This window comes from Streptomyces sp. DSM 40750, from assembly GCF_024612035.1.
In the GTDB taxonomy this organism is placed as follows: domain Bacteria; phylum Actinomycetota; class Actinomycetes; order Streptomycetales; family Streptomycetaceae; genus Streptomyces.
On record NZ_CP102513.1, the window covers coordinates 2535424 to 2559065 of the forward strand.

A 23642-nucleotide genomic window follows, 5' to 3' on the forward strand; every position below is an offset into this window, starting at 1 on the left:
GCTGAGACGAGCCGGCGAAGGCTCCGACCCACGCTCTGATGAGGAGTAAGAACCCGACATGACCAGTCAGTCCACCCTGCAGACCCTGCCTGCCCTGGGGACGCGCCCGGCGTCCGGCTCGAACCCGAGCCGGGCGGAGACCCGGGAGCAGCTCTCCAAGGCGTCGTACGACCTTCTCGTGATCGGCGGCGGCATCCTGGGCATCTCCACCGCCTGGCACGCCGCGCAGTCCGGGCTCAGGGTGGCGCTGGTCGACGCCGGCGACTTCGCCGGCGCCACCTCCTCCGCCTCCTCCAAGCTGCTCCACGGCGGTCTGCGCTATCTGCAGACCGGCGCGGTGAAGCTGGTGGCGGAGAACCACTTCGAGCGCCGTGCGGTCTCCCGCCAGGTGGCCCCCCACCTGGCGAATCCGCTCACGTTCTACCTCCCCGTGTACAAGGGCGGGCCGCACGGCGCGGCGAAGCTCGGGGCGGGCGTCTTCGCCTACTCCGCGCTCTCCGCCTTCGGTGACGGCGTCGGCCACCTGCTGTCCCCCGCCAAGGCCGCGCAGGACGTACCCGAGCTGCGCACCGACAACCTCAAGGCCGTGGCCGTGTACGGCGACGACCAGATGAACGACTCCCGGATGGCGCTGATGACGGTCCGCGCGGCCGTCGAGTCCGGTGCTGTCGTCCTCAACCACGCCGAGGTCACGGGGCTGCGCTTCACCAGGGGCCGGGTGACCGGTGCCGAGCTGCGCGACCGGCTCTCCGGCGACGAGTTCGGTGTCGGCGCCCGGCTGGTGCTCAACGCGACCGGCCCGTGGGTCGACCACCTGCGCACGATGGAGAACCCGAACGCTGCCCCGTCCATCCGCCTGTCCAAGGGCGCGCACCTGGTGCTGAAGCGGACGTCTCCGTGGAAGGCCGCGCTCGCCACCCCGATCGACAAGTACCGCATCACCTTCGCCCTCCCCTGGGAGGACATGCTGCTGCTCGGCACGACCGACGAGGTGTACGAGGGCGACCCGGCGGACGTCGCGGTCAACGACAAGGACATATCCCAGATCCTGGACGAGGCCGCGTTCTCGATCCGGGACCAGCAGCTCGACCGTGACCTGATCACGTACGCCTTCGCCGGTCTGCGGGTGCTGCCGGGCGGGCCCGGCGACACCGCGAAGGCCAAGCGCGAGACGGTCGTCACCGAGGGCCGCGGCGGCATGCTGTCCGTCGCGGGCGGCAAGTGGACGACCTTCCGGCACATCGGCCGCACGATCATGAAGAAGCTGGAGGCGCTGCCGGGGCAGCCGCTGGGCGAGGACTTCGAGCCGGTCTCCACCCTGCCGAAGAGGCTGCCGCTGCCGGGTGTCGCCAACCCGCGCGCGGTCGCCCACCGGCTCCTCGTCGACCGTCCGGCGCCCGGCCCCCGCATGGGTGCCGACACCGCGCGGCACCTGGCCACGCACTACGGTTCGCTGGCCTTCGACATCGCCCGCCTCGCGAACGAGAACCCCGAGCTGGGCGAGCGCGTCCACCCCGACGCCCCCGAGATCTGGGCGCAGGTCGTCTACGCCCGCGACACCGAGTGGGCCGAGACGGTCGACGACGTGCTGCGCCGCCGGACGACGCTCACGATACGAGGGCTCGCGACGGACGACGTCCGTGCGAAGGTGCAGGACCTGCTCGACAAGGAGTAACCGGGTCTCGGTGCCGACTCCTTTCCCTGACCGGGGCCGGCACCGCACAGAAGGGGCGGCTCCACACCGCGTTGGGCGGTGGAGCCGCCCTTTCTGCATACCGTCGGATCGTCTTCCCGCGCCGCGCCCCCTCTGGGATGATCAACGGTCATGAACGGGGCAAAAGAACTTCACCGGATGTTCGAGACATGGGCACGGGAGACTCCGCACCGGCCCGCGGTGGTCACCCGGCGGGCCCGGCTGACGTACGGGACGCTGGAGGTCCGGGCCAACCGGCTGGCCCGGCATCTGCTGCACAGGGGGCTCGGCCCCGGTGACACGGTGGCCGTGTGCCTCTCCCGGCTGCCGGACCTGCTGGTCGCCGTGGTCGGCGTACTCAAGGCCGGCGGGGCCTACGCCATGGTCGACCCTCAGCAGCCGACCGGGGAGATCGGGCGGTGGCTGGAGCTGGCGGGGGCGAGCACCGTCCTGACGTCCGAGCGGTTCAGGCCGGGCGTCGACGACGGCACCGGCCGTCGCATCGTCTGTCCCGACACCGACGCGGACCTCATCGACGCCCAGTCCCCCGAGCCTCCTGCCGCGCCCTGCGGGGCCACGGCCGCGGTGCTGTTCACCGCCGGTACGACGAGTCGGGCGCGGCCCGTCGACGCGGGACACCGGCGGCTGCTCGCCGCGTACGGGTCCTGGGCCGAGGTGTTCGGCCTGCGGCCCTCCGACGTCCATCTGGTGACCGCGCCGACCGACACCGCCGCCTTCACCTACGGCTGGATACGGGCGCTGTGCTCCGGGGGCACCCTGGTGCTGCCGGAGAACGAGATCGGGCCGACGCTGTGGGCGCAGCCCTTCGCCGAGGACGTCACGGTGCTCGACACCGACCCGCTCACGGCCCGTCTGCTGCTCGACAGGTCCGTGCCACCCGCGGGGCTGCGTCTGGTGGCGGTCGGCGGGGAGCGGCTCGCTCTCGACGAACAGGTGCGGCTCCAGGGGCGGCCGGCACCGGGGGCGCGGCTGCTCAATGTGTACGGCCCCGTGGAGGTCGCGGGCTGCGGCACCTGGTTCGAGGCGGACCAGCTTTCCGGCCCGGTGGCGGAAGCCGGACGGGTCAGTCTGCTCGGCCGCCCGTTTCCCGGCTGCCGGGCCGAGGTCCGCAAGGGCCAGATCTGGCTGACGCCCCCCGGCGACCCCGCTGACGGTGACGCCCTGCCCACCGGTGACGCGGGCACGATGCGCGAGGACGGGCTGCTGGAGTTCGGTGGTCGCCTGGCGCATCGGGTCACCGTCCGCGGCCGTACCGTCGATCCGCACCTGGCCGAGGCCGCGCTGGCCACCCACCCCGAGATCCGGGAGGCCGCGATCACCGTCGTGGACGATGACCGGCTGGTCGCCTACGTCGTACCCGGGACCCCCACCGCCGCTCCGGGCGCCGACACGGTACGCACCCATCTGACGGGGGTGGTGCCGGACCAGGAGATCCCGGTGACCGTGGTGACCATGGGCACCCTGCCCCGTAACCGGGCCGGGAGGGTCGACCGCCGTCTGCTGCCACTGCCTGCCCAGGGCCCGGCGGGCGGGGTGAGCGGCAAAGGGGGTGGAGCGCCGGGCCGCCCGGAGGGGGCCCTCTACGTGACGGGGTGCGCGATGCTGGTCGTGGCCCTGCCGTTGGCCGCGGTCCTCACCGATGTGTTCTGGCCGGGCTCCACCGACCTGACGTATGTGCCCACGCCGTGGTCATGGCTCTTCCGCGGTCTGTACGCCGCCGAGTTGCTGGCCTTCTGTGTGGGGCTCGCCTTCCTGTTCGCCGGGCATCCGCTGATGCGCCGACAGGGCCGCTCGGCCGGCCTGACGACGGCGGCCCATCTGGCCATCGTGTGGCTGCTGGTCTCCTGGTGGCCGCAGGACAACTTCTACCGGCTCGCCGCGAAGACCGACTGGGAACGGCAGGCGGCGCTGGTGTACGTCTTCAATGTGCCGTTGATGATCGCGGCGGTGGTGGTGGCGGTGTTCGTCACGCGGCGGCCCGACCCGGCCGCTGCGGAGTGAGCCCGGGCCCTGCGGCCGGTGCTTGTCAGACGTACCGGCCCTGGGGAGTGAACGTGAACATCTGCCCGGTGTCCTGGGCGGCGGCCCGTACCAACCCCTCGGCGGCGTCCAGGCGTTCGCGGGTGTGCGCGGCCAGGACGACGCCGAGACGGGGAGCCCGTTCGAAGGCGGCGGTCGGGATCGAGGGCAGCAGGACGGCGTCGATCCCGCCGCACCGCCTCGCCGTCTCCCGCAGAAAGGCGGACAGTTCGGGGCCGGGCAGCCGGGCGCCGAGCGGGACGTGGTCGACGGTGCGGACGAGGTGGTCGCCCCCTCGGGTCTCGTCGAGCCGTGCCTTGACCATGAAGGCGACGGAGGGGCCCGTCATCCGGAGGTTGATCTCGGTGGGTGCCGGGCGGCCGTCGGAGCCGGTCACGAAGTCGACGTCGTACCACCCTCGGTAACCGCTCTCGGCGATCCGCTCCCCCACGGCCCTGCCGAAGCGCGCCACGGTCTCGGTGAGCGGCGGCGCCACGACACCGGGGCCGACGGTGGCGCCCTGGTAGGCGGTGCCCTCGACGTCCATGACGGCGACACCCACCTCCTGCACCCGGCCTTCCGCGTCCACCAGTCCGTCGAAGGTCAGGTCCCTGGGCTCGGTCTCCCCGGAGACGAACTCCTCCAGAAGCAGGGGCCCATGAGGCAACGGCGACTTTCGGAACCCATGATTCCGAATCACCCAGGTACCGGATCCTCCGGCGCCGTGCTCGGTCTTCACGACGGTGGTCCGGCCCGCGCGACTCCGTGTCCTGAGCAGGCGCGCCGCCGCACGCCGGGTGGCCGCCTGCCACTGCTCCGGCACTCTGATCCCCGGGTGGGCGGGCGCGAGCCGGGTGAACAGCTCGTGCGCGGCCCGCTTGGACTCGTATCGCAGAGCGTCCGGGCCCGGTGACTCGCCGGCGAGCTCGGAGAAGGCGGAGGTGCGGCCCCACGGTACGAGGGGCAGACCGAGGGACTTCAGCCGCTCGGTGAGCGCCGGGCGGGACAGGACGGCCCGGCTGAGGCCCCCCACCTTCCCCTCCGCCAGGCCGTCGTACACCTCCACGGGCCCCCAGCCCAGGACATTGCCGACCAGGTCGATCCAGTCGGGCGGAACCGCCCGGGGCAGGATCAGCGCGGCCGGGTGCGGCGAGATGAAGGCGGCGAGGCAGGAGTAGTGCGCCGCCTCCGCGGAGGCGGGGCCGAACTGGGACTGGAACTCGGCGACATTGCCGACGTGGATCGCGCGACGGCCTCCCGTCCAGGCGTGCGTCCAGCCGTCGCGCGAGGTCACGAGAACCACTTCGAGGAGGGGCAGTTCGCGCCCCTCGATCGAGCCGGAGGGGACTCCTCCAACAGGTCGGGCACCCATCCGGCGGTAGAACGGCTCCGCGTTCGGGTCCGACTCGATGGTGATCCGGGTGAACCCGAGCCCGCGGGCCGCTGCCAGCACATGGAAGTACAGGGCACGGCCCACCCCGCGGCCGATGGCGCGGGGCTCGACGAAGCAGAGGCCCAGGCGGCCCTGGGGAGCCGTGCCCTCCAGGGAGGCGACACCGAGCAGCCCGAGGTCCTCGTCCTCGGCGACGACGATCCGCCGGCCTTCGATCTCGTGCGACCCGATGGTGAGTTCCTCCCGGCATGCCTCCAGGAACTCCGCGTCGTACCCCCAGTGCGCCTTCGAGCGCAGGACCAGCTCGGTCAACGCCGTCGCCTCTTCGGCGCACGCGGGTCGGATCCGCACTTCCATCCCGGACCCCCGTAGCTCCCTGACACCGGATCGTGTGATCAGACTAGGACTTCGGATCGGCGCCTTGAGGAGGCGGCCCGTCAGGTGCCTTCAGGGCTCCTTCAGGGCTCCTTCAGGGCTCCTTCAGGGCTCCTTCAGGGGAGTGCGAAACCACAACCGCCGCTCGGTCGCGCGCTGCCGCTGGGCATGCTGCTCGCCGCGCTGCTCTTCGGTCTCGCGGGTGGGCGCACCGCACCATCGGGGCATCGTATGGACACGGGCGGCCTTCCCACCCGGGCTCACCCCGTGACGGCGTCGCCGCGGGGCCTGGTCGCGGGCGGGGTCCTCGTCGTGGACGGCGCGAACGCCGATGAGCTGGTCGACGAGGCGCCCCCCTCTTTCGACAGGTGGCCGCAAGCGCACCGAGAGGTCGTCGCACCGGGCGTGGAGCCGGGGGGCCGGTTGTGGCACTGGAGGCGCTACGGCTGCCTGCCGAGGCGTACGGGTTCGAGGGGGATTGCCGCGTGAGCGAGCACGTCGATCCACTGGTCCACGGTGGTGACGTCCTGACCGTCGACGAGACCGGAACTCTCGTACGCAACGGGGCTGTCGCCGTCCGCGAAGGAGAGATCGTCGCCCTCGGGCAGACGGAGGAACTCGGTAGGGCGTGCGCGGCGGCGGAGACCGTCGACGCCGCGGGCTGTCTCGTGGTCCCCGGCCTCGTCAACGCCCACACCCACCTGGCGATGACCCTGCTGCGCGGCCGCGCGGACGACGTCACCCTCCAGGGGTTCCTGGAGCGGGTGCTGCGGTGGGAGACGGAACTGCTGTCGCCCAAGAACGTGGCGGCGGCGGTGCGGGGCGCGATCGCCGAGAGCCTGCGGGCCGGGGTGACGTCCGCGCTGGACATGTACTGGTTCCACGAGGCGGCCGAGCGGGTCGCGCGTGAGGCGGGCCGGCGGCTGCACACAGGCCCGAGCTTCATGGACGTACCGGACCCCGCCGACGGCCGGGCGTACGAGGAGCGCCTGGAGTGGGCCCGGCGGGACCTCGCCGACCGCTCCCGCCGGCCGGGCACGCGCCCGGTCCTCTTCGCACACTCCGCCTGCACGCTCAACCCGGATCAGGTGATCGAGATCGCCGCCCTGGCAAGGGAGTTCGGCGCGCTGCTCCACATCCACGCGGCGGAGAACGCCACCGAGGTCGCCACCGTCGAGGTCCGCTACGGCAAGCGCCCGGTGGAACTGCTGGACTCCCTCGGGATCCTCGGCCCCGATCTGCTGCTCGCCCACGCGGTCGACCTCACCGGCCCTGAGATCACGGCGCTGGCCCGCACCGGGACCTCGGTCGCGCACTGCCCGGTGTCGAACATGAAGCTGGGCTGCGGGATCGCCCCGGTGCCCCGGCTGCCGAGCGCGGGCGTCACGGTCGGGCTGGGCACGGACGGGGCGGTCAGCTCCAACAGTCTGGACGTGCTGGGTGCCGTACGGCAGGCCGCGATGGTGCACAAGGCGGCGGGCGATCCCACGGCGGTCGGCGCCGAGCAGGCGGTGAGCATGGCGACGATCGAGGGTGCCCGCGCGCTGGGTCTCGGCGACCACCTGGGCTCCCTGGAACCGGGCAAGCGGGCCGACCTGATCGTGCTCGACCTGGGCGGACCCCATCTGCGCCCACGCCACGACCCGTGGTCCACCCTCGCCTACGCGGCCCACTCGGCGGACGTACGCGACACGGTGGTCGAGGGGAGGGTGCTGATGCGCGATCGTGTGCTCACTACGCTCGACGAGGCCGCGGTCTTGGCCGACCTGGAGTCTTTGTCCTGATGGAGCCTCCATAATGGCCTGAGACATCGGATGTCTGAACGACAGGGAGGGCCCCGCATGGCAGTCACCGACGAGGCGATCGAGAAGATCAAGGACATGATCGTCTCCGGCGCGCTGCGCCCCGGCGACCGGCTCCCGAAGGAGAGCGAGCTGGCGGCCGATCTCGGGCTGTCCCGCAACTCCCTGCGCGAGGCGGTGCGCGCCCTGTCGTTGATCCGCATCCTGGACGTACGGCAGGGCGACGGCACCTATGTCACCAGCCTGGACCCCCAACTCCTCCTCGAGGCGATGAGTTTCGTCGTCGACTTCCACCGCGACGACACGGTCCTGGAGTTCCTCGCCGTGCGCCGCATACTGGAACCGGCGGCGACGGCGATGGCCGCCCTGCGCATCAGCGAGCAGCAACTGGACGCGCTGAGCGCCCAGCTGGACAAGCTGGGCACCGAGCCTTCGGTGGAGGAGCTGGTCGCCTGCGACCTGGAGTTCCACAAGGGCATCGTGCAGAGCTCCGGAAACTCCGTTCTGTGCTCCCTCCTTGACGGGTTGTCAGGCCCGACCACCCGGGCCCGCATCTGGCGCGGCCTGACGCAGGAGGACGCCGTCAGCCGCACCCTGCACGAGCACCGCGCCATCCTCGCCGCCCTCCGCGACCGCGACGCGGACGCCGCGCGCTCGTGGGCGACGGTGCACATCGCGAGCGTGGAGCAGTGGCTGCGGTCGACGCTGTGAGAAGTTGATCACTCGGAGCCCCGGGGCCGACGAGTGTTTCGTCCGTGCGATCGGGGCATTGATCCGTTCACTCCCCCGTGCAAGGGGGCTGCGGAGGCCCCCTCGGCACGCCGTAAGGTTGGGGCGTACGCGAGGGCACATCGGAAGGAGGCGCTGGGTGATCGAGCTGGAGGGGGTTCCCGAGCTGATCGACCCAGTCATGGTGGCCGCGTTCGAAGGCTGGAACGACGCCGGCGACGCCGCCTCCACCGCGGTCGCGCATCTGGACAGGGAGTGGAAGGGCGAGGTGTTCGCGGCGCTGGACGCCGAGGACTACTACGACTTCCAGGTGAACCGCCCCACGGTGTGGCTGGACGGCGGGGTGCGGAAGATCACCTGGCCGACGACAAGGTTGTCGGTGGTCAGGATCGGCGGCGACAAGCCCCGTGATCTCGTACTCGTCCGAGGTATCGAACCGTCGATGCGCTGGCGCTCGTTCTGCAACGAACTGCTGGGCTTCGCCCATGAGCTGGGCGTGGAGCTGGTGGTCATCATGGGTGCGCTGCTCGGTGACACCCCGCACACGCGTCCGGTGCCGGTCAGCGGTGTCACGTCCGACCCGGACCTGGCACAGCGGATGGACCTGGAGGAGACCAAGTACGAGGGCCCCACGGGCATCGTCGGCATCCTCCAGGAAGCCTGCACGCACGCGGGCGTCCCGGCGGTCTCGCTCTGGGCCGCGGTGCCGCACTACGTGTCGCAGCCGCCGAACCCGAAGGCGACCCTGGCCCTCCTGAACCGGCTGGAGGACCTGATCGACGTGCGCATCCCGCTGGGCGAGCTGCCCGAGGACGCGCGCGCCTGGCAGGTGGGCGTGGACCAGCTGGCCGCGGAGGACAGCGAGGTCGCCGAGTACGTGCAGACGCTGGAGGAGGCCCGGGACACCGCGGAGCTGCCCGAGGCGTCGGGCGAGGCGATCGCTCGCGAGTTCGAGCGATACCTCAGGCGGCGCGACGGTGGCCCCGGCTCCGCCGGTCCGGCAGGGGGGCATGCCACGGCCGAGGGGGGTGACCCGGGGTCCGGTGCGTGGAACCCGAAGGACAACCCCAGCGGTCGTACGCGGCCGCCGAAGCCGCCGAAGCCTGACGCCGAGGACGAGGATTCGTCGGACGACTGAGACCGGGATCCGGGTGGGGAGACGCTGCGCGGGATCTGCGGGGCCGTCGTGGCTGAGCGCGCCCACGCGGCGGAGCCGCATATCGACACAGCCCCGCGCCCCTTCAGGGCGCGGGGAGTGACCGGCGGTTACAAGACGCTCAGCGTTTCACCGACACGATCGCGTACGTCGTGTCCGGGGTCGGGGTCGTCGTGAAGCGGGCGTTGGGCAGGTAGAGGCGGTTCCGGTGAGCCGCGACCGTCGTCGGGACGTCGAAGTCGGCGTCCGTGAGGCGGCCCTCGAAGATGCCGCTGCGGCCGTCGGCGGCCAGCTTGAACACGTCGATCGCGTTCTGGCGGTTCTGGACGACGTAGAGGCGCCGGCCGAGGAGCAGCAGACCGTCGCCGTTGGTGAGGGGCGCCGCGTCGCCGAGGTCGACGAGCTTTGTGGCTCCGGTCCTGGGGTCGACCCGGTGGAGGCCGCCGGCGCCGGACTGGACGACCAGAAGGGCCTTGCCGTCGGGGGTGCGGGTGATGCCGTTGGCGTTGACGGCCTCGCCGGGGGCCTGGGTCCAGTCGCCGCTCAGCGTGACCGTGACGGCCTCGTCCGGGTCCGGCAGCCGGCCGTCGCGCCCGAGCGGCAGGGCGTACAGGGCGGGCTGGAACGAGTCGGTGAACCAGGCGGCGCTCGGGGTGAGGAAGACGTCGTTGGCGAAGGTCGGCGTCTTCGTGGTGAGCGTGTACGACGCGATGATCCCGCCGGTGCGCGCGTCCACCACGCGGGCGCCCTGACCGCGCGCGGCGACGAACAGCCGCCCCCGGTCGTCGAGTTTGAGCCCGACGGAGGGCGTACCGGGGCCGGCGGAGATGATGCCGCCCTGGCCGGTGCGCAGATCGGCCCGGTAGATCGACCCGTCGCCGAGGGAGCCCAAGTAGGCGTACGGACCGCCGCCGATGGTGATGCCCTCGGGACGGAAACCGTTGGGCAGCGGGATGACGTCGGGCCAGGTGTCCCCGGTCGCCGAGGCGGTCGCGGCCGAGGACCCGACGAGCAGCGCGCCCGCGGTGGCGGCCGAGGTCGTGAGCAGTCTTCGCCGACTGATGTGACGAACGGGGGAGGATTGCGGGGGTGCCACTGTTCGTCCCTTCCACGAAGGGACCGGCAGCTGGCCGGTCCGGCTTTCAACTGACGTCTGTCACCCCATCACATGCCGACCGGCCCCGCAGCCCCTCGACAAGCGACCGACAGCGCCTTGACAGCCCCGGAACAGCTTCTGACCGGATTGCGGCGTGCCCTCTGGTTCCGGACAGATCGCGCGGCCCGGGGACCCGGGGGACGGGGACACGACCGTCCACCCACTCCAGGGCCGGCCACTCCGGATCTTCCTGCGGAGCGTACGGATCCAGCGGATCTGACGGCGCATACCGGGCCGGTGCGCAGCGAAGGGGCGCCTCCTCCGGCCGGAGGGGCGCCCCACTGCTGCTGTCCTGCCGTCTGACACGTGTGACGTCGGCGACGCCTGTGCAGAGTCGTTACTTCATTTGTTTCACAGGGCCACGCCGAGGAGGGCGTCCACGGCACGTGTGACGACGCCGGGTGCGCCCTCGTCCGTACCGCCCTGCTCCTGCTGGAGCGCGGCCCAGCGGTCGACCGCGACGAGGGCGGTCGGCGCGTCCAGGTCGTTCGCGAGAGCCTCGCGGATCTCCTCGACGAGCGCCTCGGCGGACGGTCCGTCGGGCCGGGAGACGGCGGCGCGCCACCGGTCGAGCCGTGCGAGGGCGTCCTCCAGCACCTGGTCGGTCCACTCCCAGTCGGCCCGGTAGTGGTGCGCGAGGAGCGCGAGCCGTATCGCGGCCGGGTCGACCCCGGCGCGGCGCAGCGTGGAGACGAAGACCAGGTTGCCCTTGGACTTCGACATCTTCTCGCCGTGCAGCGCGACCATGCCGGCGTGGACGTACGCCTTGGCCATGGGGAACTCGCCGGTCAGCGCCTGCGCGTGCGAGGCGCCCATCTCGTGGTGCGGGAAGGCGAGGTCGGAGCCGCCGCCCTGTACGTCGAAGCCCATGCCCAGGTGGTCGAGGGCGATGGCGACGCACTCGATGTGCCATCCGGGACGGCCGCGCCCGAGGGAGCCGCCGTCCCAGCTGGGCTCGCCCTCCCGGGCGGCCATCCAGAGCATCGGGTCGAGCGGGTTCTTCTTGCCCACCCGGTCCGGGTCCCCGCCGCGCTCGGCGGACAGCAGTCGCATCGCGGCGGCGTCGAGGCCCGACACCTTGCCGAAGTCGGGGTCGGACTCGACGGAGAAGTAGATGTCCCCTTCGAGCTCGTACGCGGCACCGGAGTCCCTGAGCCGCTCGACGAGCGGGACGATCCCGGGGATGGCCTCCACCGCGCCGATGTAGTGGCGCGGCGGCAGCATCCGCAGGGCGGTCATGTCCTCACGGAAGAGGGCGGTCTCCTTCTCGGCGAGGGCCACCCAGTCGATGCCGTCGCGCTGTGCTCGCTCCAGCAGTGGGTCGTCGACGTCCGTCACGTTCTGGACGTAGTGAACCTGCCGCTTGGTGTCGAGCCACACGCGCTGTACGAGGTCGAACGCGTTGTAGGTCGCCGCGTGACCCAAGTGGGTCGCGTCGTACGGGGTGATACCGCAGACGTAGATACGGGCGACGGGACCGGGGTCGAGGGTGACGAGCCCATCGGTCGAGGTGTCGTGGATCCGAAGGTCGCGGCCCTTGCCAGGCAGGGCGGGGACCTCAGAAGCGGGCCAGGCATGCATGTCATGAGCCTAACCCGATCGCTGCGCGGCTAAGCCGGGCGCCTAGTGGCTCCGGGGTACGCCCTGTACTGCGGCTGCCGCTGGTACGTGGCTGATCGCGCAGTTCCCCGCGCCCCCTGACGGGGGCGCGGCGGTTGCGAGGTGCTCAGACCGGCGGCCACGGGATAGCCGGCCAGTCGCCGCTCGGCTCCGGATGCCGTCCCGTCCTCAGCAGCTCGGCAACCCGCTCCCGGGTGGCATCCAGCTCCACCGCGGTGATCAACGCCGACAGCTTCGCCGCCAACGCCCCGCCCTCATCGAGCACATCCCGCAGCCGCCCCAACACCTCGACGGCCTCACCCGTGAGCGGCTCCCCCGCCCACCCCCACAACAACGTCCGCAGCTTGTTCTCGACGTTGAAGGTCACTCCGTGGTCGATGCCGTACAACCGCCCCTCGGCGGCCGGCAGCAGATGTCCGCCCTTGCGATCGGCGTTGTTGACGACCGCGTCGAGCACGGCGAGCCGCCGCAGCCGCTCATCGTCGGCGTGCACGAGGAGCGCGGTCTTACCGTCCCCGACCTCCGCGAACCCGACGGCCTTCCAGCCCTCCCCGGCCTCCTCACCGTCCACGAGGGCCAGCAGCTCGGACCCGGGCACGCCCTCGATCCACAACTGGCACATGCCCTCCCCGTACGGCCCCTCCCGCAGCACGGTGGGCGGCACGAGCCCCCACCCGGTCGCCTCGGACACCTCGTAGGCGGCGACCTCCCGCTGCGCGAGCGTCCCGTCGGGGAAGTCCCACAGGGGCCGCTCCCCGGCGACGGGCTTGTAGACGCAGGCGGCCTCCCGTCCCTCGTACGAGACCGTGCAGTACAGCACCGCGTTGGACGCCTCCCGCACCCGCCCGCGCACGGTCAGCTCACCCTCGGCCAGCAGTTCGGCCGACGGCTCGATCGACGGCTGGGCGGGCGAAGGCGACTCGGCGGAGGAGGTCACGCCCCGCGCCGGTATCCGTTCTGGCGCGGACATACGTGTCCCTCCGGATCGAGCGGCAGGCTGCACAGCGGGCACGGCGGCCGCCCCGCGTTGACGACGTCGAGGGCGCGCTTGGCGAAGGCCCGGGCCTGCGCGCCGGTGAGGCGGACGCGGAGCATCGGCGGGCCGTTCTCCTCGTCCTGGAGCATCCGCTCCTCCGCCTCGGCCAGGTCCTCCTCGGAGTCGGCGTCCAGCTCGACCAGGGCCTGGGCCTCGACGATCATGCGCTCCTCGTCGCCGTCCCAGGCCAGCGCCATGGTGCCGACCCGGAACTCCTCCTCGACGGGGGTTTCCAGCGGCGCCGTGTCCGACACCTCGGTGGGCGCGACGGCCGGCACCGCGGCGCTGCCGCCGCTGCGCCGCACCACCTCGTCGAGCAGCTCGTCCATGCGCTCGGCGAGCGCGGCGACCTGGGTCTTCTCCAGGGCCACGCTGGTCACGCGCTGCCCGGAGGAAGCCTGCAGGAAGAAGGTCCGGCGCCCGGGCAGCCCGACCGTACCGGCCACGAAGCGGTCCGGGGGGTCGTAGAGGAACACCTGACGGGACACGTCCTGTCTCCATTGGAATCGACGTCGGGACCGGCCGCGTCGGCTGCTGACTGGTTCAGCGCCGCCGCGACCGCTTCACCCTACTGCGGTTGACGATCACGGTGCCCCCGCACCGCCCCCGACGGTCGCGTCACCACTCGGGGGCTCCTCGCGCGGCGCCAGGGACGAGAAATCCCCGGTGTCGCCGAGACGGACGAGAAACGGCCTGAGTCGTGTGTAACGGATCGCGGTGATGGAACACGGTTCGACAGAGATCCGCTGGAAGAGGTCCAGATGAAGTCCGAGTGCGTCCGCGACGAGCGACTTGATGATGTCGCCGTGCGAGCACATCAGATACACGGCGTCGGCCCCGTGCTCGCGCTCCACGCGCGCGTTCCACTCCCGCACCGCCTCAGCGGCCCGGTGCTGCATGGCCCGCATCGACTCGCCGCCGGGGAACTGGGCCGCCGTCGGATACGCCTGTACGACCTCCATCAGCGGCTCGTCCGTCAGCTCGGCGAGCTTGCGGCCGGACCAGTCGCCGTAGTGGCACTCGCCGATGCGTTCGTCGGTGTGCGGGCTGAGCTCGGGCCGGGCGTCCAGGAACGGGCGCATCGTTTCCTGGCAGCGCTGGAGCGGGCTGGTGACGACCTCGGCGATCGGCAGCCGGGCGAGGCGGCCGGGCAGCGCCGCGGCCTGCGCGACGCCTCGCTCGTCGAGCGCGACCCCGGGCGTCCACCCGGCGAGCACTCCATCGGTGTTGGCGGTGGAACGTCCGTGCCGGACAAGGATCAACGTGGGCATGCGGCCCAGCCTAGACGCCCGCCCGACAGCCTCTCCCGGCCCTGTGGACAAGCGGGACCCGCCCCGCGCCCGGCGGAGATCCGCGGAGGTAGGTCCCGGCCCGGCGGGGAAAGCACGCTCCCGGAGAAAGGAACTCCCCGTGATCGTCGACTGCGCCGTCTACCACGACGGCCACCGCACCGAGGGCCCCGACGACCTCTCGGATGCGCTGGCCGCCGCCCGCGCCTCGGGCGGCTTCGTGTGGATCGGCCTGCACGAGCCGACGGAGAAGGAGTTCGCCCTGGTCACCCAGGAGTTCGCGCTGCATCCGCTGGCCGTCGAGGACGCCCTGAAGGCCCACCAGCGGCCCAAGCTGGAGGTGTACGACGACTCGCTGTTCATGGTCCTCAAGCCGGTCGTGTACGAGCCGGCCGGCGACACGGTGACCACCGGCGAGGTGATGGTCTTCCTCGGCCACGCCTTCGTCGTGACCGTCCGCCACGGCGACGGCTCGCCCCTGGGCGTGGTACGCCGCCGTCTGGAACAGGAGCCCGAACTGCTCGGCAAGGGGCCCACATCCGTGCTGTACGCGATCACCGACGCCACCGTCGACCACTACCTGGAGGTGGCGACCGAGCTCCAGACCGACCTGGAGGAGCTGGAGGCGGAGGTCTTCTCCCCGGATGTCGGCGGCTCACGGAACACGGCGTCCCGGATCTACACCTTCAAACGCCAGGTCCTGGAGTTCCGCCGGGCCACCGGCCCTCTCGCCGCACCGCTCGTCCGGCTCTCGGGCACGGGCAACACCACCGCGGTGCCCTTCGTGGACGAGACGGCCCAGCCCTTCTTCCGTGACGTCAACGACCACCTCACCCGCGTCAACGAGTCCGTCGAGGGCCTGGACCGGCTGGTCTCCGACATCCTCTCCGCGCACCTGGCGCAGATGAGCGTCCGCCAGAACGACGACATGCGGAAGATCTCCGCCTGGGCCGCCATGGCCGCGATCCCCACCATGGCCGCCGGCGTCTACGGCATGAACTTCGCGCACATGCCCGAACTCCGCTGGGTGTGGTCGTACCCGGCGCTGATGACGCTGATGGCCGGGACGGAGATCCTGGTGTACCGGCTCTTCAAGCGCCGGGGCTGGCTGTAGCCCTCTTCCATGCCGCTTCACGCGTGCCGCACGCGCGCGTGGGCGCGTGACTTCGTGCAGGTGTGCTCCACGCGCGCGCACGGCTGGACCGGTTGTACGGGTGCCTCAGGCGAACTCGGGGGCCGCCGTCGCCGGTCCGCCCAGTGCGTCGCGGCGTTCCGGCATCTCCAGCGTGACCATGCGGCGCCAGCCGAGGGCCCGCTCGTACGCGTACATGGCGCGGATGCCCGCGGCGAGGACGGCCGCCTTGGCCTTCGGCCAGCCGAGGACGCGTCCCATGTGGTCCATCACGGCGAGGCTGACGTCCCGGTAGATACCGATCTCCGCGAGGGCGCACTCCCGCAGCGTCTGCTGGATGAGGCGGCCGTGTCCGGCGGCCGCGTAGCGCAGCAGCTCCTCGTGGGTGTAGGCGAGGTGGTTGTCCTCGTCGTCGGAGATCATCCGGACGGCCTTGCCGATCTCGGGATGGTCCGCGAAGTGCTTGCGGAGCATCACCATCTGGTCGGCGGCACGCTGTTCGGTGACCCGGCTGTGGGACAGGTAGACGATGATGTCCCGCACCGTGAGGGGCTGGTCGGCCTTCAGCTTCTCGTGCGCGAGGCCGATGCCGTGGCGCTCCAGGAGCATGGTGTAGTCGGTCTCGGGCGGGACCTCCACGGGCTGGAGTCCGCGTTTCTTCATGAGGGCGTTGAAGATCCGCCCGTGCTTGTCCTCGTCGGCGCCATGACGGGTGATCTTGGGTGCGAGTGCGCGCTCGCTCCGCGGGACGAGCGCGGCGATGCGCGCGTTCTCCCAGCCGCCTTGCGTCTCCCCGCTGGCGGCGATGGAGCAGAACAGTCGGAACGACTCGTCGTTGTCGACGATTTCCTGGAACAGACTCTTGGCCGAAAGCATCTGAGGCACCTCTCTGCAGGGTTCCCGCAGAAAACGAGTCAAATGGGGTACCAGGAGCCGGGCAACAGCTGTGTCGGACAAATCCGCCGAACGAAGGATGCCGGGGCGGCGTGGGGGCGTAACCGAGCGGGCCCTGCCGCGTTGTCCCCGGTGACGGCCGTGGCGGGGAGACCCCCGAGCCCCCACCACGGCCGTAGTGCTGATCCGTTCCGCCGTTCGGGTTACGCGAGCCCGGCGCGCTCCATGGCCTCCGAGCCGGCCCGGAGCGAGGCGATCCTCTCGTCCAGGGTGAAGCCCGCCGGGGCGAGGGTGAGGGTGGTGACCCCGGCCTCGGCGTAGGCCTTCATCCGGTCGGCGACGCGCTCCACGGAACCGAGCAGCGTCGTCTGGTCGATCAGCTCGTGCGGGATGGCGGCTGCGGCACCGGCCTTGTCACCGGCCAGGTACTTGTCCTGGATCTCGGCGGCCTCCTTCTCGTACCCCATGCGCTGGGCGAGCTGGTTGTAGAAGTTCTGCTTGCGGCTGCCCATGCCGCCGACGTACAGCGCGGTGTAGGGGCGGAAGGTGTCGGCGAGCGTCGTCACGTCCTTGTCGTCGCCGACGGCGATGGGCAGCGTCGGGCAGACGTCGAACCCGTCGAGGGTCTTGCCCGCCTTCTCCCGGCCCGCCCGCAGGTACTTGACGGCCGTGTCCTCCAGGTGCGCGGCCGACGGGAAGATCAGCAGCGCGCCGTCGGCGATCTCGCCGGTCTGCTCCAGGTTCTTCGGTCCGATCGCGGCGATGTACAGCGGGATGTGCTCGCGGGTGGGGTGCACGGTCAGCTTCAGCGGCTTGCCGGGGCCGCCGGGGAGCGGCAGCGTCCAGTGTTCGCCGTCGTGCGACAGACGCTCGCGGGTCATCGCCTTGCGGACGATCTCCACGTACTCGCGGGTGCGGGCCAGCGGCTTGTCGAACTTGACCCCGTACCAGCCCTCGGAGACCTGCGGCCCGGAGACACCGAGGCCCAGCCGGAAGCGCCCGCCGGAGAGCGAGTCCAGCGTCGCGGCGGTCATCGCGGTCATCGCGGGCTGACGGGCCGGAATCTGGAAGATGGCCGAGCCCACGTCGATACGGTCGGTCTTGGCGGCGACCCAGCTGAGCACCGTCGCCGCGTCCGAGCCGTAGGCCTCGGCGGCCCAGCACACGGCGTATCCCAGCCGGTCGGCCTCCTGGGCGACGGCCAGATTGTCGGCGTCCATTCCGGCGCCCCAGTAGCCGAGGTTGATCCCGAGCTTCATATAGACCAGCCTTCCCCTTACCGATCAGTAACGTCCTTGTGGCGCCGACCCTACCGGGGCGAGGGGGCCGTGGGGCGAGTGCGGGTGGCTTGGCTGGTCGCGCCCACGCGGCGGAGCCGCATAGCGATACAGCCCCGCGCCCCTCAGGATGGCCCTGCGGGGCGGTCTCGAAGGACCGCAGGCCTCTTCAAGGGGGCGGCGAACCGCGTGACCAGCCCCCACTCGGCGGCAGACGACGAACGCGCCCACGGGGAAATCGGTTGTCCACAGGTCCCCACGGGGCGAACTCCGGCCAGTAATGTCGGCGTTCATGGAGCAGAGGCATCTCGGCCGTACCGGCCTGCGTGTGTCCCGGATCGGGCTCGGCACCCTGACATGGGGCCGCGACACGGACGAGCATGACGCCGCGGACATGTTGAAGGTGTTCTGGGAGGCGGGCGGCACCCTCGTCGACACGGCGGACGTGTACGGGGACGGCGAGGCCGAATACCTGCTCGGACAGCTGATGGACGGGCTCGTGCCCCGCCGCGACCTGATCATCTCCACGAAGGCCGGCAGCGTCCCGGACCCCGACCGCCGTTTCGACGGCTCCCGGGGCCATCTGCTCACCGCCCTGGACGCCTCACTCTCCCGCCTCGGCACGGAGTACGTCGACCTCTGGCACATCCACGCCTTCGACCCCGAAACCCCGCTGGACGAAACGCTCCAGGCCCTGGACCTGGCCGTGAGCAGCGGCCGGGCCCGTTACGCGGGGGTCTCCAACTTCTGCGGCTGGCAGCTCGCGAAGGCGGCCACCTGGCAGCTCGCGGCCCCGGGGATACGCACCCGCCTGGCCAGTACGCAGATGGAGTACTCCCTGCTGCAACGCGGCATCGAGCGCGAGGTGCTGCCCGCCGCGCTGGACCTCGGCGTCGGTCTGCTCCCGTCCTCGCCGCTGGGCCGCGGGGTGCTGACCGCCAAGTACCGCCACATCACGCCCCCGGACTCGCGGGGCGGCTCGGAGCACATGGCACCGTTCGTCGCGCCGTACCTCGACGAGACGGCGACCAGCATCGTGGACGCCGTGCAGATCGCGGCGGACGGCCTCGCCGTGACCCCGCTCCAGGTGGCCCTCGCCTGGGTGCGCGACCGGCCCGGCGTGGCCGCGCCCATCATCGGCGCGCGCAACGCGCTGCAGCTCACGGGGGCACTGTCAGTGGAGACCCTTAGTCTTCCTGACGAGATCTGCCGGGCCCTCGACGACGTGTCGGCGCCCGTGCACCGCTATCCCGATCACGACTGGAGCACGCTGTGAGCACGGAGCCCGCGACCACGGGGACGGACGAGCCGGGGGGACGGGGCGACGGGGCCCCCACCGACGGGCCTCCCACGGCCGAGGGCACACCCGAGGACCGGGAGGCCACTTCCACGACAGCGTCTGAGGGCTCGCGGGAGAGCGCCGTCGACGCGGCCGAAAGCGAGTCCGCCGCCGCAGGGCCCGGGGACGGCGACGACAAGCCGGCGGACACCTCCGATCGCGCCGGTGATGAAACCGAGGCGAGCGGAGACAGCCCGGCGGCGGATGGTGACTCGGCGGCGGACGGCGACCCGACAGCAAGCACCGAAGCCGGCGGCGCCGAGGCCGCGACCGATGTGTCCGAGGCGCAGGCCGAGTTGGCGGCTCAGCGGTTGGAGCGGGAGCGGATCGAGCGACGCAAGGCGGAGAAGGCGCCGATCGCGAGCGGTACCAAGCTCAGCGGGACGGCCGCCGATCTGCTGGCCGCCGTGCGGGCCGTGGAGGGCGGGCAGAAGCCGCCTGCGACCGTTTTCGGCGAGCCGGAGCCCGCGCCGCGTCGGCCCGCGCCGGAGCCGGTGCGGCGACCGCAGCCCGTGGCGCCCACTGCCGGGGCGGTGGCTCCCTCGGGCGAGGCCGTCGAGGCGGTGCGCGTGGTGCTGACCGAGGGCGGCGCTCCCGAGGCGCTGGTGGCGCAGGTCGCCGGGGTGCTCGGTGAGGGTGCGGGCGCTCGGCTGCGCGAGGACCCCTGGCAGTTGCTGCGGGTTCCCGGGGTGCGGCCGGAGCAGGCCGACGGGTTCGCGCGGGCGCTGCTCGGCGCGGAGTGCGGCCCGGACGACGAGCGGCGGGGCCGTGCGGTCACGGTGTGGCTGCTGGAGCAGGCGGCCGTCGCCGGGCACACGGCGCTGGAGGCCCCGGCCCTCGCCGCCGCGCTCGCCCAGCGGTCGGTGTCCGACCCCGACGAGGCCGTCCAGAGCACCGTCGCCGAAGGCGAGGCCCTGGTCTTCCAGGACGCGCTCGACAACGCCCCGCCGACCACCGCGGCCACCAGTACGGAGGCCGAGGACGGCGAGGCTGGGGAGGAGCGTCCGGTACGGGTCCTCATCGGCCTGGAGCGTTACGCCCTCGCCGAGGAGAGCCTCGCCGACGGACTCGCCCGCGTCGTGAACTCCGTGCCCAAGGAGGACCCGACGGACTGGTCCTCGGCGGCCGCATCGGCACCGCGTTCCGCAGCGGAGCTGATCCGCGCCGTGGCCGGTCACGGGCTCGTGCTGCACACCGGCGGCGAGGCGGCCCGCGCGGAACCGGCGGCGCTGGTCACGGCCGCGCGTGCGCTCGGGCTACGGGCGTACGCGGCGACGCACAGCGCGGACGGGAGGCGGCGGTTCGCGTCCCAGCTGAGCGCCGCCGAGGGAAGCGACGCCGCCGTGACGACCCTCGCCGGGCTGTTGTCCGGCGCCGAGGGGCCCGGCCGGAATGTGGAAGGTGCGCTCGACCTCGATCTTCTCGTGGTCCTGGACGCGCCCCAGTTGGACGTCGAGACCGCCGCCCTGGTCGCCGAGTCGCTGCCCGACGGGGCCCGGCTGGTGCTCAGCGGCGATCCGGGGGTGCTGTGGTCCGCCGGGCCGGGGCGGGTCTTCGCGGATCTGCTGACCGTCCGCGCCTGCCCGCAGGTCGCCTCGCGGACACCCGATCCCGGGCCCATCGGCGAACTGGTCTCCGGGATCGGGATCGGTGAGCTCAACCAGGTCGACGCGCCCGGCAAGGAGGTCGTGATCGTGCCGGTGCGGGACGCCGGTGAGGCGGTGCACCGGACCGCTCAGCTGGTCGTGGACTCGGTGCCGAGGGCGTTCGGGATCTCCGCCGAGCAGGTGCAGGTGATCACCCCCGGTCATGGTGGCGCGGCCGGTACACGTGCGCTCAACACGGCGCTGAAGGAGCGGCTGAACCCCGGCCCGGGCCGCTTCGGCGGGTTCGACCCTGGCGACCGTGTGGCCTACTCCCCCGCCCCGGGTCGTACGACCCCCGGGCGCGTGGTGAAGGCCGACGCCGAGGGGTTGCACCTGGAGTGTGCGGGCGCGGCCGTCGTCGTACCGAAGGAGCGGGTCGAGCAGACCGTGCGGCACGGGTGGGCCCTGACCGCCCACCAGGCCGTGGGGCACCGGTGGCCGGCCGCGGTCGTGGTGCTGCCGGGTGACGCGGCGCAGGCGCTGACCCGGCCCTGGGTCTACACGGCCTTCGGTCGTGCCGAGCGGCACCTGTCCGTCGTGCACGGCGTGGAGCAGGCCTTGCCCCGCGCGGTCGCCGAAGTCCCGGCCAAGCCCCGCACCACACGTCTGCCGGCCCTTCTGAAGGCCCAGGTGCCGTCAGCCTGAGAGTGCGCACGGGTGAGGGCTGGGCGGGGGCGGGTTTCGCTCACCGGCGCTTACCGGGTGCCGCCGCGCCCACCCGTGCTGCCCCCAGCGGCACGACTGTCCGCAGCTCGACAGGCGGACCGCGCCGGCCGCTGCCGGGGGTGCGCGCCCCAGCGACGCGCCTGCCGCAGCCACGACGGGCGGATCAAACGCCTGCCGCTGCCGAGTGGGCGCCGCGCCGGACGGCACGACTGCCGCAGCTGGGTGGGGCGGCCGGCGTGATGGGGCCGCGCCGCTGGATCGGCCCGTAGGGCCGTTTCCGAGGCGTGGGGAACTGCGCGGGCAACCACGAACCACCTGCGGCCGCCGAACCAGCGGACGCCCCCGAGCTATGAGGCGCCCGGCCCCAGCCCCGCGCTAGCGCTCCGCGTCCAGCGGTTCCTCGTCCTCATCCTCGTCCTCGCCCTCGTCCTCGCCCTCATCTTCGTCCTCGTCCAGATCGGCTCCGAGCCTGAGGTCGTCGGCCAGGTCGTCGTCATCCGGCTCGTCGTCGAAGACCGCGCTGACGTCGAAGCGGCAGACGACCCTCTGCGGATCGACCTGCTCGAAGGGCGCCTCCAGCCACTCGCCGGGCTCGGCGGTGTCGTCCGCGGCGGTGACCCAGAGCGTGGAGTCGCCCTCTTCGAGGCCGAACTCCTTGTGCCGGGAGGCGATCTCGTCCGGCTCGAACTCCCCGAACAGCAGACCCAGCGCCCCATGCACCGTGTCGGCCGCTCCGCCGGAGGCGGCCGGCTCCTCCGCGGCCTCCACCCGCTGGGCCTGCGCCAGCAGCCGCTGCGGCTCGGCCACCGTGTAGTCCCGGCGGATCAGCACACTGAGCGCACTGGGTTCCTCGGGGCCGGTGTACGGCGGCATGTCCTCGGTACCGGGGATCTCGAAGGGAGTGACCTCGTCGTAGCGGTCGTAGAGCAGTTCGTCGTACTCCTCGGCGGCCGCGGCCAGCTCGTTGAACGCCTCGTAGACAGCCGGGTCGTCCTCACCCGACCGGCGTTCGACCGCGGCCAGGTGGCGGTCGAGCGCGGTCTTGACCGCCTCGGCGGCGGCGCGTACCTCGGCAGCGGTGGGCTGCGCAGCATCAGACATAGTGCAGACGCTATCCGTACCGGGCCCCGGCCCGCACAATAGATACCGATGCCGGAATACGAATTTGTCGACGTGTACGTACCGCGCGGGGTCTCCCGCAAGGACGCCACACGCCTGCTGACGGACCATGCCGAGTACGGACACTGGGAGTTGGACCGACTGAGCCTGCTGCGTGATGGCAGCCGCAGGGTGCGGTTGCGCCGACGGATCATCCGCCAGGTGCGAGCCACGTGGTGAGTGGGCAGATCGAAACGGAGCGGGCCCCGCTGGTGCGGGGCCCGCTCCGTCGGTGTGCGCCGGGCCCGGTTACAGAGCGGCGGCCCGTGCCTTGCGGTAGATCAGGGCGCCCCCGAGGAGCGTCCCGGCACCCACCGACAGTGCCAGGCCGAGGGGAACGTCCCCGCCGGTCTGGGCGAGCTGCGCGACGCCGTCGGGCTGGGTGACGGTCTGCGTACCCGGGGTGTTGGTGTCACCACCGGGGACCTCGCCACCGGGGTTGCCCGGCTTCCCGGGCTGACCCGGCTGTCCCGGCTTCCCGGGCTGCGGGGCCGTCTCCTCGGAGTCGCCCGGCGGGTTCTGGTGGCCGCCACCCGGGTTCTCGTGCGCCCCTCCGCCGCCCGAGTTCCCGCAGTCGTTGCCCGTGGCGTCGTTGCCAATCCCCACCACACCGATGGTGTTGCCGCACACATTGACCGGCACATCGACCGGAGCCTGCACGTGGTTGCCGGAAGCCACGCCCGGCGAGTTGCTCGCGTGACCGTCGGCCTGTGAGCCGCCGTGCGACGAGCCGGGACCACCATCGTGGTGACCGCCGCCCCCGCCGTTGGAGCAGTCGTTGCCCATGGCGCCGTTGCCGACACCAACCACGTTCACGGTGTTGCCGCACGCGTTGACCGGCACGTCCACCGGAGCCTGCACAGTGTTCCCGGAAGCCACACCCGGTGAATCACTGGCGTGACCCTGGGCCTGGGAGCCGCCGTGCGACGAACCGGAACCACCACCGTGGTGACCGCCGCCCCCGCCGTTGGAACACTTGTTGCCCGCCGCCGGGTTGAGCAGCCCGACCACGTTCACGGTGTTGCCGCAGACGTTGACCTCGGCCTCCACCGGCGCCTGCACGGTGTTGCCGGACAGCACGCCGGGCGAGTTGGTGGCGGAGCCCTGCGCGCCGGAGTCGGCGTGCGCGTAACCGCCCGCCGCGGCGAGGACGCCGGACGCGGCCGCCACCGTCATGAGGCGTTTGCGGGTGACCTGTCGCATTGCTGAATTACCTGCCTTAGCCCTATGTTCTGATCTTC

At 72.0% G+C, this 23642-nt stretch carries 19 protein-coding genes and 1 pseudogene; 10 read left to right on the forward strand and 10 right to left on the reverse strand.

Going from position 1 to position 23642, the window contains the following annotated elements; translation table 11 throughout:
• The first annotated feature begins 58 nt into the window (after positions 1-58).
• Together JIX55_RS11320 and JIX55_RS11325 are read left to right on the forward strand one after the other, a co-directional pair.
• Positions 59-1675 (forward strand): glycerol-3-phosphate dehydrogenase/oxidase, encoded by a 1617-nt coding sequence (locus JIX55_RS11320; protein ID WP_257563171.1) that lies wholly within the window; start codon positions 59-61, stop codon positions 1673-1675.
• A 177-nt stretch (positions 1676-1852) separates the two neighbouring features.
• The gene (locus tag JIX55_RS11325; protein WP_257563172.1) at positions 1853-3715 is read left to right on the forward strand and encodes an AMP-binding protein; all 1863 of its coding nucleotides are present in this window, start codon (positions 1853-1855) and stop codon (positions 3713-3715) included.
• 25 nt (positions 3716-3740) lie between these two features.
• Here JIX55_RS11325 and JIX55_RS50860 read toward each other — a convergent pair whose 3' ends face one another.
• Positions 3741-5483 (reverse strand): GNAT family N-acetyltransferase, encoded by a 1743-nt coding sequence (locus tag JIX55_RS50860; protein WP_306819997.1) that lies wholly within the window; start codon positions 5481-5483, stop codon positions 3741-3743.
• Between the two features lie 223 nt (positions 5484-5706).
• Here JIX55_RS50860 and JIX55_RS11335 point away from each other — a divergent pair.
• The 4 genes and pseudogenes from JIX55_RS11335 to JIX55_RS11350 all read left to right on the forward strand — a co-directional run.
• A pseudogene (locus tag JIX55_RS11335) lies at positions 5707-5959 on the forward strand (purine-nucleoside phosphorylase); the annotation flags it as partial.
• Positions 5960-5986: 27 nt separating this feature from the next.
• The gene (locus JIX55_RS11340) at positions 5987-7285 is read left to right on the forward strand and encodes an amidohydrolase (RefSeq protein ID WP_257569296.1); all 1299 of its coding nucleotides are present in this window, start codon (positions 5987-5989) and stop codon (positions 7283-7285) included.
• A 57-nt stretch (positions 7286-7342) separates the two neighbouring features.
• On the forward strand, positions 7343-8014 hold the full coding sequence (locus JIX55_RS11345; protein ID WP_257563173.1) for a FadR/GntR family transcriptional regulator: 672 nt from the start codon (positions 7343-7345) through the stop codon (positions 8012-8014).
• A 157-nt stretch (positions 8015-8171) separates the two neighbouring features.
• Positions 8172-9170 carry a PAC2 family protein gene (locus JIX55_RS11350; protein ID WP_257563174.1) on the forward strand — a complete coding sequence of 333 codons (999 nt, stop codon included), beginning with the start codon at positions 8172-8174 and terminating at the stop codon, positions 9168-9170.
• Between the two features lie 139 nt (positions 9171-9309).
• On the opposite strand, the gene JIX55_RS11355 is transcribed toward JIX55_RS11350, so the two are convergent.
• The 5 genes from JIX55_RS11355 to JIX55_RS11375 all read right to left on the reverse strand — a co-directional run bounded on the left by JIX55_RS11355 (position 9310) and on the right by JIX55_RS11375 (position 14271).
• Positions 9310-10284 (reverse strand): SMP-30/gluconolactonase/LRE family protein, encoded by a 975-nt coding sequence (locus JIX55_RS11355; RefSeq protein ID WP_257563175.1) that lies wholly within the window; start codon positions 10282-10284, stop codon positions 9310-9312.
• A 411-nt stretch (positions 10285-10695) separates the two neighbouring features.
• Positions 10696-11925: a cysteine--1-D-myo-inosityl 2-amino-2-deoxy-alpha-D-glucopyranoside ligase gene (gene mshC / locus JIX55_RS11360; protein WP_257563176.1), complete on the reverse strand. Its 1230-nt coding sequence runs from the start codon at positions 11923-11925 to the stop codon at positions 10696-10698.
• A gap of 145 nt (positions 11926-12070) precedes the next feature.
• A complete protein-coding gene (locus tag JIX55_RS11365; RefSeq protein WP_257563177.1) occupies positions 12071-12934 on the reverse strand; it encodes an SCO1664 family protein in 864 nt (287 codons plus the stop codon).
• Positions 12898-13488 (reverse strand): DUF3090 domain-containing protein, encoded by a 591-nt coding sequence (locus JIX55_RS11370; protein WP_257563178.1) that lies wholly within the window; start codon positions 13486-13488, stop codon positions 12898-12900. The genes JIX55_RS11365 and JIX55_RS11370 overlap by 37 nt, the downstream gene beginning before the upstream one ends.
• A 96-nt stretch (positions 13489-13584) precedes the next feature.
• A complete protein-coding gene (locus JIX55_RS11375) occupies positions 13585-14271 on the reverse strand; it encodes a histidine phosphatase family protein (protein ID WP_257563179.1) in 687 nt (228 codons plus the stop codon).
• Positions 14272-14410: 139 nt separating this feature from the next.
• On the opposite strand from JIX55_RS11375, the gene JIX55_RS11380 reads away from it, so the two are divergent.
• Entirely contained in the window at positions 14411-15403 is a 993-nt protein-coding gene (locus JIX55_RS11380) for a magnesium and cobalt transport protein CorA (protein ID WP_257563180.1), read from the forward strand.
• A 105-nt stretch (positions 15404-15508) separates the two neighbouring features.
• On the opposite strand, the gene JIX55_RS11385 is transcribed toward JIX55_RS11380, so the two are convergent.
• Positions 15509-16297: a ferritin-like domain-containing protein gene (locus JIX55_RS11385; protein ID WP_257563181.1), complete on the reverse strand. Its 789-nt coding sequence runs from the start codon at positions 16295-16297 to the stop codon at positions 15509-15511.
• Between the two features lie 221 nt (positions 16298-16518).
• A complete protein-coding gene (locus JIX55_RS11390) occupies positions 16519-17574 on the reverse strand; it encodes an LLM class F420-dependent oxidoreductase (protein ID WP_257563182.1) in 1056 nt (351 codons plus the stop codon).
• Positions 17575-17884: 310 nt separating this feature from the next.
• Here JIX55_RS11390 and JIX55_RS11395 point away from each other — a divergent pair, with 310 nt between their 5' ends.
• Positions 17885-18868 carry an aldo/keto reductase gene (locus tag JIX55_RS11395; RefSeq protein WP_257563183.1) on the forward strand — a complete coding sequence of 328 codons (984 nt, stop codon included), beginning with the start codon at positions 17885-17887 and terminating at the stop codon, positions 18866-18868.
• Entirely contained in the window at positions 18865-21222 is a 2358-nt protein-coding gene (locus JIX55_RS11400) for a helix-hairpin-helix domain-containing protein (RefSeq protein ID WP_257563184.1), read from the forward strand. The genes JIX55_RS11395 and JIX55_RS11400 overlap by 4 nt, the downstream gene beginning before the upstream one ends.
• Positions 21223-21618: 396 nt before the next feature.
• Here the strand turns inward: JIX55_RS11400 and JIX55_RS11405 are convergent, their stop codons facing one another.
• Positions 21619-22344 (reverse strand): hypothetical protein, encoded by a 726-nt coding sequence (locus tag JIX55_RS11405; protein ID WP_257563185.1) that lies wholly within the window; start codon positions 22342-22344, stop codon positions 21619-21621.
• A gap of 48 nt (positions 22345-22392) precedes the next feature.
• Here JIX55_RS11405 and JIX55_RS11410 point away from each other — a divergent pair, with 48 nt between their 5' ends.
• Positions 22393-22581: a DUF5703 family protein gene (locus JIX55_RS11410; protein WP_005485166.1), complete on the forward strand. Its 189-nt coding sequence runs from the start codon at positions 22393-22395 to the stop codon at positions 22579-22581.
• 69 nt (positions 22582-22650) lie between these two features.
• Here the strand turns inward: JIX55_RS11410 and JIX55_RS50865 are convergent, their stop codons facing one another.
• A complete protein-coding gene (locus JIX55_RS50865) occupies positions 22651-23604 on the reverse strand; it encodes a chaplin family protein (RefSeq protein WP_306819998.1) in 954 nt (317 codons plus the stop codon).
• Positions 23605-23642: the final 38 nt, after the last annotated feature.